This is a genomic window from Paraburkholderia sp. J7 (assembly GCF_905220155.1).
Taxonomy (GTDB): domain Bacteria; phylum Pseudomonadota; class Gammaproteobacteria; order Burkholderiales; family Burkholderiaceae; genus Paraburkholderia.
The window spans coordinates 62024-75261 of record NZ_CAJMYZ010000006.1 but is presented as its reverse complement, the minus strand read 5'-3'; the positions used below and the strand labels follow the sequence as shown (position 1 = coordinate 75261).

13 protein-coding genes are annotated in these 13238 nt (G+C 64.8%); 8 read left to right on the top strand and 5 right to left on the bottom strand.

Translation table 11 applies throughout. The annotated features are described in order from the left end of the window. Positions 1–14 precede the first annotated feature (14 nt). Together U5A58_RS11665 and U5A58_RS11660 are read left to right on the top strand one after the other, a co-directional pair. A complete protein-coding gene (locus tag U5A58_RS11665; RefSeq protein ID WP_321961572.1) occupies positions 15–1205 on the top strand; it encodes a nitronate monooxygenase family protein in 1191 nt (396 codons plus the stop codon). Positions 1206–1287: 82 nt separating this feature from the next. Then, positions 1288–1932 carry an OmpW/AlkL family protein gene (locus U5A58_RS11660; protein WP_321961571.1) on the top strand — a complete coding sequence of 215 codons (645 nt, stop codon included), beginning with the start codon at positions 1288–1290 and terminating at the stop codon, positions 1930–1932. Between the two features lie 53 nt (positions 1933–1985). Here the strand turns inward: U5A58_RS11660 and U5A58_RS11655 are convergent, their stop codons facing one another. Continuing rightward, positions 1986–2189, bottom strand: coding sequence for a DUF1289 domain-containing protein (locus U5A58_RS11655; protein WP_028204006.1), 204 nt, complete (start codon positions 2187–2189; stop codon positions 1986–1988). A gap of 466 nt (positions 2190–2655) precedes the next feature. Between U5A58_RS11655 and U5A58_RS11650 the strand changes: the two genes are divergently transcribed. The 4 genes from U5A58_RS11650 to U5A58_RS11635 all read left to right on the top strand — a co-directional run bounded on the left by U5A58_RS11650 (position 2656) and on the right by U5A58_RS11635 (position 6775). Continuing rightward, positions 2656–3756 (top strand): polyamine ABC transporter substrate-binding protein, encoded by a 1101-nt coding sequence (locus U5A58_RS11650; RefSeq protein ID WP_321934840.1) that lies wholly within the window; start codon positions 2656–2658, stop codon positions 3754–3756. A 111-nt stretch (positions 3757–3867) separates the two neighbouring features. Further along, positions 3868–5028, top strand: coding sequence for an ABC transporter ATP-binding protein (locus tag U5A58_RS11645; RefSeq protein WP_415774209.1), 1161 nt, complete (start codon positions 3868–3870; stop codon positions 5026–5028). Continuing rightward, on the top strand, positions 5025–5960 hold the full coding sequence (locus tag U5A58_RS11640) for an ABC transporter permease subunit (RefSeq protein WP_321961570.1): 936 nt from the start codon (positions 5025–5027) through the stop codon (positions 5958–5960). The genes U5A58_RS11645 and U5A58_RS11640 overlap by 4 nt, the downstream gene beginning before the upstream one ends. Further along, on the top strand, positions 5957–6775 hold the full coding sequence (locus U5A58_RS11635; RefSeq protein ID WP_158757721.1) for an ABC transporter permease subunit: 819 nt from the start codon (positions 5957–5959) through the stop codon (positions 6773–6775). The genes U5A58_RS11640 and U5A58_RS11635 overlap by 4 nt, the downstream gene beginning before the upstream one ends. 83 nt (positions 6776–6858) lie before the next feature. On the opposite strand, the gene U5A58_RS11630 is transcribed toward U5A58_RS11635, so the two are convergent. Beyond that, complete coding sequence (locus U5A58_RS11630; protein WP_321961569.1) at positions 6859–8280, bottom strand: methyl-accepting chemotaxis protein; 1422 nt, start codon at positions 8278–8280, stop codon at positions 6859–6861. Positions 8281–8497: 217 nt separating this feature from the next. Between U5A58_RS11630 and U5A58_RS11625 the strand changes: the two genes are divergently transcribed. Together U5A58_RS11625 and U5A58_RS11620 are read left to right on the top strand one after the other, a co-directional pair. After that, entirely contained in the window at positions 8498–8629 is a 132-nt protein-coding gene (locus tag U5A58_RS11625; protein ID WP_267904745.1) for a hypothetical protein, read from the top strand. 19 nt (positions 8630–8648) lie between these two features. Then, positions 8649–9419 carry a class I SAM-dependent methyltransferase gene (locus tag U5A58_RS11620; protein ID WP_321961568.1) on the top strand — a complete coding sequence of 257 codons (771 nt, stop codon included), beginning with the start codon at positions 8649–8651 and terminating at the stop codon, positions 9417–9419. Here U5A58_RS11620 and U5A58_RS11615 read toward each other — a convergent pair. The 3 genes from U5A58_RS11615 to U5A58_RS11605 form a co-directional block, all read right to left on the bottom strand. Then, positions 9416–10897, bottom strand: coding sequence for an NAD(P)/FAD-dependent oxidoreductase (locus U5A58_RS11615; RefSeq protein ID WP_321961567.1), 1482 nt, complete (start codon positions 10895–10897; stop codon positions 9416–9418). The two genes, U5A58_RS11620 and U5A58_RS11615, sit on opposite strands and share 4 nt — an antisense overlap. A 124-nt stretch (positions 10898–11021) precedes the next feature. After that, positions 11022–12191 (bottom strand): tetratricopeptide repeat protein, encoded by a 1170-nt coding sequence (locus U5A58_RS11610; RefSeq protein WP_321961566.1) that lies wholly within the window; start codon positions 12189–12191, stop codon positions 11022–11024. 110 nt (positions 12192–12301) lie between these two features. Continuing rightward, complete coding sequence (locus tag U5A58_RS11605) at positions 12302–12982, bottom strand: PspA/IM30 family protein (RefSeq protein WP_042265728.1); 681 nt, start codon at positions 12980–12982, stop codon at positions 12302–12304. Positions 12983–13238: the final 256 nt, after the last annotated feature.

The following is a 13238-nucleotide window of genomic DNA, read 5'->3' as shown; positions in this document are numbered from 1 at the left end:
CGACAGAGCACAACATGGTTCCTGGCCACTCCTTCGCTCCGCTCCAGATTCGCGGTCGTCAACTCCTGCCCGTCGTGCAGGGCGGCATGGGTGTCGGCATTTCGGCACACCGGCTGGCTGGCAGTGTCGCGCGTGAAGGCGCGCTCGGCACGATCGCGAGCATCGACCTGCGCCATCATCACAGCGATCTCATGGACATGTGCCGCGCCGACCCGCGGCACGAAACGCTCGCGCGCGCGAACCTCATCGCGCTTGGCCGCGAAATTGCGTCGGCACGCAAGCTGGCAGGCGGCAACGGCATGATCGCCGTGAACGTCATGAAGGCGGTCAACGCCCACGCCGACTATGTGCGCGCCGCCTGTGAGCACGGCGCCGACGCCATCGTCATGGGCGCCGGCCTGCCGCTCGATTTGCCCGACCTCACGGCGGGCGTGGATATCGCGCTCGTACCGATCCTGTCCGATGCACGCGGCGTCGCGCTCGTGCTCAAGAAGTGGATGAAGAAGGGCCGCCTGCCCGACGCCATCGTGATCGAGCATCCGGCTTACGCGGGCGGTCACCTTGGCGTGACCGACATCGCCGACATGGGCAACGAGCGCTTCGCATTCACGCAGATTTTTGAGGAACTCGAAGGCGTCTACGCGACGCTCGGCATCTCGCGGCGCGACGTGCCGCTCGTCGTGGCCGGCGGCATCAATAGCCACGAGGCCGTGCGCAAATGGCTCGAAGCGGGCGCGAACGGCGTGCAGGTCGGCACGCCGTTCGCGGTGACCGAGGAGGGCGACGCGCACCCCGACTTCAAGCGCGTGCTCGCCGACGCAAAGCCTGAAGACATCGTCGAGTTCGTGAGTGTGACGGGCTTGCCGGCACGCGCGGTGAAAACCCCGTGGCTCGAACGTTATCTGCGCAACGAGTCGCGTATTCGCACCAAGATCGGCTCGCTCAAGCTCGCTTGCCCAACCGGGCTCGAATGTCTTTCGGCCTGCGGGCTGCGCGATGGCATCGAGAAGTTCGGCCACTTTTGCATCGACACGCGCCTCGCGGCGGCGTTGCGTGGCGACGTCGCGAACGGCTTGTTCTTCCGCGGCCGCGAAGCGCTGCCGTTTGGCAATGCCATCCGCAGCGTGCGCGACCTGCTGGAACTGCTGCTGACCGGCGCTGCGCGACCCGCGGTCGCACAGCGCGCAGCGTTCGCACTGGCTTGACACTTATCAAAACGGCACCGGACCCCGTCTCTGACAATTTGTAGGCCTTCCTACGGCTACACAACAGACACGGGGTTTATCGATGTACAAAGCAATTAGAAAGATCGCAGCAACCGCCGCGCTCACCATGGGCGCGGCCCTTCTGGCAGCCCCCGCCAACGCAGCCAGCTCGCCCGACTCGGGCATCTACGCGGGAGACTGGCTGGTGCGCCTGCGCGCGATCGAGATCGCGCCGGACGCGCGCGGAAACGGTACGCTCGGTGCGATTGGCGCGGACGTGAACAACGCCATCGTGCCCGAGCTCGACTTCACCTACATGGCGACCAACAACATCGGCGTGGAGCTGATTCTCGGCACGTCGCGCAACCAGGTCACGTCGAACATCGGTGCACTCGGCGGCGTGGGCGTGCTGCCGCCTACGCTGCTGCTGCAGTATCACTTCAACAACGCGGGTAAGGTGCGGCCGTACGTGGGCGCGGGCATCAACTACACGCTGTTCTACAACAACGGTCTGCACGCAGGCGGCCAGCCGGTTTCGATCGACAACCACAGCTTTGGTCCGGCGCTGCAGTTCGGCATCGACTTCCAGGTGACGAAGCGGATTTTCGTGAACGCGGATATCAAGAAGATCTGGATGCACACCGACGCGTCAATGGGCGGCACGTCGCTCGGCACGCTGCATATCGATCCGCTCGTGGTGGGGCTGGGCGTCGGCATGAAGTTCTGAGCGATCGCCCCTCCACCGACTTTCGAACGCCGGCTTGTCCGGCGTTTTTTGCTTCAGGCGCGGTCTTTCTGGAAGCGCATGGCCGTGCCTTCGCGCTCGATGCGCTCCCACACGGCGCGCTTTTCCTCGTCGCTCAGGAAAACCCAGTTGGAGACTTCCACGGCGGTGCGCCCGCAACCTTTGCAGACGTCGTCGAAAAGGGTCGAGCACACGCCAATGCATGGGCTGTCGGGGAGGTCGTGGAGATTGGATGCCATTGAAGAGCCTTGGGGCGTGGCCGGGCGTCGCGCGCGCCGGCTTGGGAACGAAACGCCGCTATGTTAACCGATACCGGGCGCGGCGGCCGCCCGCGCCCGTGCTCGCGCCGCGGCGGCATGCGATGCGCGATGAATCGGCAAAGCGACTGCAAGCCGATAGCAAGGTGGAGTCAGGCGCCGCGCCCCGCAGGGAGCGGGTCGTCGCGCGCATGCGCCACTAGAGCGGTTTTTTGTGGACATGGCCCGTGAAACGGCTAAAATTGCGCGCGATTTACCGTCCGCGCGCGGCTGGCCGTACTCCCATGGTCCATGTTCCGTTTGCGCGACACGCCCGCGTTTTATTACTTGCCGGGCGGGTTTGATGGTAGGTTTTGGGCAAGACAGGGGAGCCGTGCACGGGTGACACGTGGCGCGGCACGAAGCGAGGCAGGCGGCCGGCCGGAGCCGGTCAGGATCGGAGAACGGGATGAAGAAAGGGGTTGTGGCGCAACTGGTCGCGCTCGCACTGTGCGCGGCGCCGTGGATGACGTCGGTAGCGAAGGACACGCAGTTGAACGTGTACAACTGGTCCGATTACATCGCCAAGGACACGATTCCGAACTTCACGAAGCAGACCGGCATTCAGGTCAAGTACGACAACTACGACAGCGACGACACGCTCCAGGCCAAGCTGCTCGCGGGCAATTCGGGCTACGACATCGTCGTGCCGACCAGCAACTACGCGGGCAAGCAGATCGCCGCCGGCATTTTCGCGCCGCTCGACAAGTCGAAGATCCCCAACCTCAAGTATCTCGATCCGCAGCTGATGGCGCTGGTCGCCGGCGCGGATCCGGGCAACAAGTTCGCAGTGCCCTGGGCGTACGGTACGACCGGTCTCGCCTATAACGTCACGAAGGCACAGCAGATCCTCGGCAAGAACGTGCCGCTCGACAACTGGGACATCCTTTTCAAGCCCGAGAACATCTCGAAGCTGAAGGCCTGCGGCGTGTCCGTGCTCGACGCGCCGGACCAGATGTTCGCGGCCGCACTGCACTACATCGGCCGTGACCCGCTCTCGACGAACCCGGACGATTATCGCGCCGCGCTCGCGATGATGAAGAAGATCCGCCCGTACATCACGCAGTTCAACTCGTCGGGCTATATCAACGACCTCGTGGGCGGCGACATCTGCTTCGCGTACGGCTGGTCGGGCGACGTTGTGATCGCCAAGCACCGCGCCATCGACGCGAAGAAGCCGTACAAGATCGAGTACTACATTCCGAAGGGCGGTGCGCCGATCTGGTTTGACGTGATGACCATCCCGAAGGATGCGCAGCACAAGGAGGCCGCGCTCGAGTGGATCAACTACATCGAGACGCCGCAGGTTCACGCAGCGATCACGAACGCGGTCTACTACCCGAGCGCGAACGCGGAAGCGCGCAAGTACGTGGACAAGGACATCGCCAACGACCCGGCCGTGTACCCGTCGCCCGAAGTCCTGAAGACGTTGTTCCTGCTCAAGCCGCTGCCGCCTGAGATCCAGCGCCTGCAGACGCGTCTGTGGACCGAGTTCAAGTCGGGCCGCTGACGCGGTTGGAATCCAATCCCGTTTTACCCCGAGCCCTCGGCACGATGCCGGGGGCTTTGTTCGTCAACCCCGTCCAAGATTCACGCAGAAACAGGCAGGGCAGAGAGAATCATGAGTGACCAGTCGAGCGCGCCGGCAACCGCCGGTTCGCTGCCTTCGGGCTTCACCGCGGCAGATTCGGCCGCGGACAACTTCGTGCAGATCGTCGATGTCGTCAAGAAGTTCGGCGAGACGACAGCAGTCAAGGGCGTCAACCTGTCGGTGAAGAAGGGCGAGCTGTTCGCGCTGCTCGGCAGCTCGGGCTGCGGCAAGTCCACCTTGCTGCGCATGCTCGCGGGTCTCGAAACCGTGACGTCAGGCAAGATCCTGATCGACGGCGAGGACCTGGCCTCCATGCCGCCGTACCGCCGGCCGGTCAACATGATGTTCCAGTCGTACGCGCTTTTTCCGCACATGACGGTGGAGTCGAACGTGGGCTTCGGACTGCGCCAGGAAGGCGTGAAAAAGGACGAACTCAAGGACCGCGTGGCGAACGCGCTCGAACTCGTGCAGATGACGCGCTTCGCCAAGCGCAAGCCGCACCAGCTTTCGGGCGGCCAGCAGCAGCGCGTGGCGCTCGCGCGCTCGCTCGTGAAGCGCCCCAAGCTGCTTCTGCTCGACGAGCCGATGTCCGCCCTCGACAAGCAGATTCGCCAGCGCACGCAAATCGAACTCGTCAACATCCTCGACAAGGTTGGCGTCACCTGCATCATGGTCACGCACGACCAGGAAGAGGCCATGACGATGGCGGGGCGCCTCGCGGTGATGAGCGAAGGCGAGATCATCCAGCTCGGCACGCCGAACCAGGTCTATGAATTCCCGAACAGCCGCTTCTCGGCGGAGTTCATCGGTTCGACCAATCTCTTCGACGGCAACGTGGTCGAGGACGAGCCCGATCACGTGTTCGTCGAGTGCCCGGAACTGCCGGTGCGACTTTACGTGAATCACGGCATCACCGGGCCGCTCGGCATGCCCGTGACGATCTCGGTGCGCCCCGAACGCATCTCGCTCACGCGCAAACCGCCCGAAGGCGTGTTCAACTGGGGCAAGGGCGTGGTCAAGAACATCGCCTATATGGGCGGCTACTCGCTCTATCACGTCAAGCTCGACTCGGGCAAGACGGTGATCGCGAACATGTCGAGTCTCGCGCTCTCCGAGATCGACTCCCCCACGTGGGAAGACGAAGTCTACGTGCGCTGGAGCGCCTCGGCCGGTGTGGTGCTGACGACATGAGCACGACGACCTTGCGCAACATCCTGAACTGGCCCGCGAAGCGCTTTAACCTGACGGGCCGCACGGCCGTCGTGGCGGGCCCGTTCATCTGGCTGCTGCTGTTCTTCCTCGTGCCGTTCATCCTGGTGGTGAAGATCAGTTTCGCCGACCAGCAGCTCGGCATTCCACCGTACACGGAGCTGGCGTCGTTCGCGGATGGCGTGTGGCACATCGCGCTCGACTTCTCGCACTACGCGTTCCTGTTCCAGGACAGCCTCTACTTCGCGGCCTACGTGAATTCGGTGGTCGTGGCGGCGATTTCGACGCTGCTGTGCCTCATCATCGGCTATCCGATGGCGTATTACATCGCGCGCTCGAATCCGGCCTCGCGCAACATCCTCATGATGGCCGTGATGCTGCCGTTCTGGACGTCGTTCTTGATCCGCGTGTACGCGTGGATCGGCATTCTGAAGAACAACGGACTGCTGAACAATTTCCTGATGTCGATCGGCATCATTCATTCGCCCCTCGAGCTTTATCACACGAACACGGCCGTTTATATCGGCATGGTGTATTCGTATCTGCCGTTTCTCGTGATGCCGCTCTACGCGCACCTCGTGAAGATGGATCTCACGCTGCTAGAGGCCGCGTACGACCTCGGGGCGAAGCCGTGGCGCGCGTTCGTGGAAATCACGCTGCCGCTCTCGAAGAACGGCATTATCGCGGGCTGCTTGCTGGTGTTCATTCCGGCAGTGGGCGAGTACGTCATTCCTGAGTTGCTTGGCGGCGCGAACACGCTGATGATCGGCCGCGTCATGTGGAACGAGTTCTTCGACAATGCCGACTGGCCGATGGCCTCCGCCGTGACCTGCGCGATGGTGCTCCTGTTGCTCGTGCCAATGGCGCTGTTCCAGCACTACCAGGCGAAGGAACTGGAGGGCCGCGGCAAATGAAACCGAATCGCGTTCTGATGTTCATCGCGCTAGGCCTCGGCTTCGCGTTCCTCTATATCCCGATCCTGAGCCTGATTGTCTACTCGTTCAACGAGTCGCAACTCGTGACGGTGTGGACGCGCTTTTCCACGCGCTGGTACCAGGCGCTCATCACCGACGACGAGCTGATCACCGCCGCCTGGCTCTCGCTGCGCATCGCGCTGATGACGGCGTTCGCGTCGGTATTCATCGGCACGTGGGCGGGCTTCGTGCTCGCGCGTATGGGGCGCTTTCGCGGCTTCACGCTGTTCTCGGGCATGATCAACGCACCGCTCGTGATTCCCGAAGTGATCCAGGGCATTTCGCTCTTGCTGCTCTTCGTGGAAATGGGCAAGTTGATCGGCTGGCCCGCGGGGCGCGGCGTGTTCACGATCTGGATCGGCCACGTCATGCTGTGTATTTCGTACGTCGCCATCATCGTGCAGTCGCGCGTGCGCGAGTTGAATCCGTCGCTCGAAGAGGCTGCGCTCGACCTGGGCGCGACGCCGTTCAAGGTGTTCTTCCAGATCACGCTGCCGCTCATTTCGCAGGCGCTTGCGGCCGGCTGGCTGCTCTCGTTCACGCTCTCGATCGACGACCTGGTGCTCTCGGCGTTCCTTTCGGGACCGGGCTCGACCACGCTGCCGCTCGTGGTGTTCTCGCGTGTGCGCCTCGGCCTGAACCCGGAGATGAACGCGCTCGCTACGCTGTTCATTGCGGTCGTGACCGTGGGTGTGATCGCCGGCAACTATTTCATGCAGCGCGCGGAGCGCAAGCGGATGGCGATGGCCGTTTGATCGCCAACGCGCTTCGAGGCGCATGCGAAAACGGCGCGCGGACAGCCATGTCCGCGCGCCGTTTGCTTTTGGGCGATCGATCGTTACAGACGGTATCCCATGCGAAACCCGCCCCAGTGCCGCCCGTTCACGAAGATCGGCGCGGAGGCGTCCTTCATCATCACGAACGTGCCGCCGCCCATGTCGCGACGGTACGTTTGCAGCAGGAAGGGCTTGGTGTGCGATCCGGCTGCGCGCCCCGCGCGGTCGTTGAAGATGCGGTGATTGCGGCAGTTCGCGGCATTCCACACCGGGTCGGCGCCCTGCGGATGCGAGAACTTGCGATTGTGCGTCGGAATGTAGCCGCGCGGATCGATCGCCACGCAGAAGGCGACGCGTTCGTCGAACGCGAGCAGCGGTTCGAGGATCGCGGGCAGCACGCGGTCGGTGAAGGCGGTGAAGCGCGTCATGTGCTGCTGCGGGTTCGTGTTCGGCACCGGCGCGTAGACGCTGTCGAACAGATCCGCTTCGCCGATCTCGCCACGCGCGAGCGCGCCTTCGAACTGCTTGCTGAGCTGGGCGGCGGCGCGCTGCACGGTCTCGATGAAACGTGTGTCGTCGGTTTCCACGCCCGTGGCGGCGGAAAGTTCGATGAGCGTTTCCGAGACCTCGAGCAACTTGCCGAGCTGGTCCTTCGCCTGGACGAAGTTGCGCCCCGAATCTTCGACGCCGGCGACCATCTCGCCCACCTGGCTTTCGAGCCCGTCGCATTTCGTCTCGATCTCGCCCGTGAGCTGGGCGATCTGTCCGGCGTGCTCGTCGAGCTGCATGATCGCCTGGCCGGTGCTGTGCACGGCCGCGCCAATGGTGTGCGTGCCTTCGCGCACGCGATGCGCGCGTTCGGTGTTGGCGGTCCCTTCGGCAATGAGCTGCTCAGTCTGCTGCGTGAGCTGCCCGAGCGTTTGCTCGATCTGGCCGGTGGCCAGCGCGGTTTTGGCGGAGAGGTTCTTCACCTCGCTCGCGACCACGGCGAAGCTCTTGCCCGACTCGCCCGCGCGCGCCGCCTCGATGGCCGCGTTCAGCGCGAGAAGCTGGGTTTGCCGCGCGATCAGCGAGATTTCCTCGGAGACCTTCGAGACATGCGCAAGCGCGCTCTTGAGCGAGCGGATCTGCGTCTCGATGACGGTGACGCTTTCGACCAGCCCGTGAATGTCGGCGAGTGATTCCTCGATGGTCTGCTGCGATTGCTGCACCGTGGCGGCGGTGCCCGTGCTCAGCTCGCGCATGGCGCGCGCTGCCGCGGCGATCTGGTGGTTGCCGGCGAGCGTGTGCGCTGCCGACTCGCGCAGGGCGTGGCACACGTCGGTCTGACGCTGCACGCGCGCGGCGACTTCGTCGACGTGGCCCGCCACGTCGCAGATCTCGATTCCGAGCCTGCCGGCGTGCGCAGCAATGTCGCCAACGACGCCGGCGGATTTTCCCGCGCGGCGGCGACCGCGCAGGCCCAGCAAACGCAAACGTGTCATCGGGTGTCTCCTTGCCCGGTGCGCAATGAAAAGCGCAACGCTCTGAAAAGCGGCGTGCCCGGTCGCCAGCAGGTCCGATCGCCGGGCTTTCTGAACTTGTTTACGGCGCGTAATACGGAGACTTGAGCGCAGGGGGTGCGCCTGGCGCTATGATCGGGAACTCGGGCGCTCCGCAAACCTGAAATGAGGAGCACAGGGGCGTCGCGATGGGAGCAAGATGATCGAAGCGATTTTCGGCGGGAGCGCGCCGCTCGCGCTCTGGCAGCAACTGATCCAGCTCTGGGAGCTGATCCTGATGGTATTGCGCTTCCTCTGGGAGCTGGTGAAGCTCCTGGGCGGCGGCGGTTGAACGACAAAAGGGCAGAACGATGATCGACGATTCCACCCGGCGTTTCACCGACCGGGTCGCAGACTACGTGAAATACCGGCCGACCTATCCGCGCGAAGTGGCGACCTTCGTGCACGTGGAGTGCGGCATTGCGCCGGGTGCGCCCGTGGCCGACATCGGCGCGGGTACGGGCCTCTCAACCAGGCTTTTCCTCGACGCGGGCCACCCCGTCACGGCCGTCGAGCCGAACGCGGCCATGCGCGCCGCGGCGGACGAAATGCTGGGCGGCTACAAAGGCTATCGCAGTGTGGCGGGCACGGCGGAGGCGACGACGCTCGACGCCGCGAGCGTGGACCTCGTGAGCGCCGCGCAGGCGTTCCACTGGTTCCACAAGACCGATTCGCAGCGCGAGTTCGCGCGCATCCTGAAACCGCGCGGCAAGATCGTGCTGTTCTGGAACAGCCGCCTGCTCGAAGGTTCGGCGTTCCTGGCGGGCTACGAGGCGCTGCTGCAGCGTTTTTGCCCCGACTACGCACAAGTGGCCGAAACCTATCCCGACTCGGCCGCGATGGCCGACTGGTTCGGCGACGGTTTCGAGCATCAGACTGTGTTCCCGAATGCGCAGTTGCTCGACTTCGATGGCCTGCGCGGGCGGCTGATGTCGTCGTCGTATGCGCCGAGGGCCGGCGATGAGCGCCACGAGCCGATGCTCGCGGCACTGCGCGAGCTGTTCGAGGCGACGCAAAAAAACGGTACGGTGAACTTCGCCTACGAGACGCGCGTGTACGCGGGGCATCCGCAGCGCGTCTAACGCTCGAACGCGTAGTCGGCGCTGCGCACGCGGCGCGTTTTGCGGCGGAACATGAACGTGAAGCCTGGCCACAGCGCGGTGTTCTTGCCCGCCTGCGTGAGGTAGTAGCTGCGGCAGCCCGACTGCCACACGGTGCGCGCGAAACGCGCTTGCAGGCGCGCATTCCAGCTTCGCTGCGCCTCGGCGCGAACCTCCATCGTGCGCGCGCCCGAGCGCTGCAGCGCGCGGATGCAGGCGGCGATATAGGCGATATGCGACTCGATCATGTAGATCATCGAGTTGTGCCCGAGCGCCGTGTTCGGCCCGACCATGAAGAAAAGATTCGGGAAGCCCGCGACGCTCGCGCCCAGGTACGCCTCGGGGCCGTCGCGCCGCCACGTTTCGCTGAGGTCCTGACCGTCTACGCCCGTCACGTGGAAAGGCGCGTCGACGCCGTTGACCTGAAAACCCGTGCCGCAGACGATCGCGTCGTAAGGCCGGTGCTTGCCGTCGGCGGTGACGATGCCATCGGCAACGACCTCGCGGATCGCGTCGCTGACCAGCTCCGCGTTTGGCTGCGCGAGGGCAGGGTAGTAGTCGCTCGAGAGCAGCACGCGCTTGCAGCCCAGCACGTAGTCCGGCGTGAGCCGCGCGCGCAGTTCGGGCTCTTTGACCTTATGCGCGAGATAGCTTAGCGCGAACTTCGTCGGCGCCTTGAGCAGGCGCGGCTCCACCGCGAAGCCAAGCGCACGCGATTCGTGCTGCCAGTAAATGGCGGCTCGCGCCACGCGTTGCGCGAAGGGCATGTGCCGGTAAATCCAGCGCCAACGTTCGCTGATGGCGCGATCGCGCCGCGGCATGATCCACGGCGGCGTGCGCTGAAACACCGTGAGCTTGGCCGCGCGCGGCTGGATATGCGGTACGAACTGAATCGCGCTTGCCCCAGTGCCGATCACGGCGATGCGCTTGCCTTCGAGTGCATAGTCATGGTCCCAGCGCGCCGAGTGGAAGAGCTTGCCCTCGAAGCGCTCGATGCCCGGGATCTGCGGCATCGCCGGGCGCGAGAGCGGGCCGTTCGCAGCGATCACGATATCGGCTTCGATCGTCCTGATCGCGCCGTCGCGTTCGATCTCCACTTCCCAGACGCCGCGGGCCTGCACGAAGCGCGCCGCGTGCACGCGCGAACGATATTCGATGAAGCGCTCGACGTCATACTTGTGCGCGCAATGGCGCAGGTAGTCGAGAATTTCGTGCTGCGGCGCGTAGGTGCGCGTCCACGCCGGATTCAGCTCGAACGAAAACGAGTAGAGGTGCGAAGGAATATCGCAAGCGGCGCCTGGATACGCATTGTCGCGCCAGGTGCCTCCGAGGCTTGCGGCGGCTTCATAGATGGTGAACGAGTCCACGCCCATGCGGCGCAGGCGGATCGCCATGCCGATGCCGGAAAAGCCGCTGCCGATGATGGCGATGCGCAGTGCCGCCCCGTTGCTGGTGCCCATGTGTGCGTCCGCCGTTACGTGTGATGTGCGATGTAGTGTGCGATATGGCGTGATTCGCGCCGATGCAAAACGGGCTCCGTGAAGGAGCCCGTCGTTTGCGTAAGCGGTGTGCGCTGGAGAAGCCTCAGGAGTTGTTCCAGTCGTCCGAGCTGTCGTTGCTGCCCATGTCGACACCGCCGCCGCCCGAGCCGTCGTCCCAGTCGTTCGATCCCTGGCCGAAGTCGAGGCCGCCGCCATTGCCGCTGCCGTCGCGCTGAACACGGCGCCCATCCTCGTCGACGAACACGTCGCGCTCGATCACGCGGTCGCGGCCGTGGTTCAGCGCTTCACCGAGCAGGACGCCCGTGAGCAGTCCGCCCATGCCGCCCATGCCACCGCCGCCTTGCTGCACGATGACCTGCGGCGGTTGCTGCGGCGGCGCCGGCGGATACTGCGGCTGACGCCCGAATGCGGCATCGGCTTCACGCGCGTAGCTCGAGTTGCTGCCGTACTCCGGCGCTGCGGGCTGCGCGTTCGGATCGGGACGGCCTTCGGCGCGCGCCTTGAGGCTCGCGAACTGGCGTTCGAGGTCCTCGATCTCGTACGGCGGCCGCGGATTCGCGCTGTTCGAGAGCGTTTCGACGAGGCTGCGCAACTGCGCTTCGAGTCCATCGACTTCCTTCTCGAGCGCTTCGTGGCCCGGTGCCGTCGAAAGCTTCACGTCGAGCTTGAGCGAGCGCACGCCGTTGAGCAGTTCGGTGGCGCGCTTGAGCTGGTCGCGGCGGTCGTCGCCGGCCTTGGCGTCTTCGGTGGACTTCGCGCGGCGCAGCGTCCAGCGCAGCACGAGCGCAATGCCGACCAACAGAATGGCGATACCAATCCACATGCCCATACCAGGACCCTGCCTTTGCGGCGTGGGAGCCGCCGCTGCTTGCTGCGTGAACGGGTTGTTCGATCTGCTCGTCGTCACCGCGCCGGCGCGCGTGGCGTCGGAGCGGATCTTCGCTTCGACCTGCGCGAAACGCTGCGGCTGGGTGAAGCGGATTTGCGGATCGAGCGACTTCGCTTGCTGGACCTGCGTGAGCGCGTCGGCGTAACGGCCTTCGCGGTTGAGCACCTGGGCGTAGAGGTAGTGGGCGCGAGCGTTGTCCGGATGCGCCTGCAGGACTTCGGTGAGTCCCGAGTCGGCGCGCTGCCAGTCGCCCTGGGACATCGCGGATTCGATCTGCTGCACGCTCGGCACGGCGAACGCCACGCCGCCCGTGAAAGCGAGCGATGCGACAGCGATGCTGGCAGCGGCAAGAAACTTTTTCATGTTGCTGGCCGGGCGGCTTGACGCCCGTCTCCATGGCATTCGATACGGGGATGCGGCGCTATGCCGGCAGCGCGGCCCATGCCGCGCCGCATCCAGCACGCTGGCGCGCTTTACTGCGCCGGCGTGTTCATCTGCTTCTTGAGCGCCTCGAGGCGCTCGTCTACCGACGGCCCCTTATTGAGCGCCGCGAGCTTGTCGTCGAGCGCCTTGCCGCTCGACTGGTCGGACGAATTCAGCCGGGCGTCCGAGCGCGCGTTCGACAGCGCGACCTTCTCTTCCAGCTTCTGGAAGTCGCCATCGAGATTCTTGCCACCGATGCCGCCCAGCGCCGTCGCCGCGACATCCTTCGCCTGGGCGATCTGCTGCTTCGCCTGCAGGATGTTCGAGCGTGCGTTCAGGTCGTTGCGGCGCTGGCGCATGTCGTCGATCTGCTGCTTGAGTTGATCGACCGATGGTTCGAGCTTGGCCAGTTCGCCCGCGAGGGCGTCGCGCTCGGCTTCGGCGGTTTGCTGCGCGCCGAGTGCTTCGCGTGCGAGCGCTTCGTCGCCCGATTGCAGCGCGCGCTTTGCGCCGTCTTCGTACTTCTTCGCCTTGTCGGCGGCCACGTCGCGCTTGCTTTGCTGCGTCGCGACCTGCGCCTGGATCTCGACGAGCGAGTTCTCCGCGCGGGCGATGCTGTCGTCGAGCTCACGCACGATCTGGCGCGCGTCGCGCGACGGATCCTGCACCGAGTCAGCCGCGTCGTTGAGCAGGCCCTTGACGGTGCGGGAGATGGAGTCGAAAAGCGACATGAATTCCTCCAGTGAAATGAGATCGGCCATGATGAGCCGAGGTGCGTGCATGCGGGTTGGGCTCACGCGCCGGCCGGCTGGCGACGGCTGATCCATCTACCAGCTTACGCCGCTTTGCGCCTGGCGCACATGCACCGCGCAAATCGGGGCAAGTGCGGCAATTGCAATAGCGTGACGGCGTTTTCTTGCACGCGTATGTTCGTCAGAACGAAGCCTGGCTGCGCGGCTGGGAGTACCGCTGGAGGCCGGGCGCCGC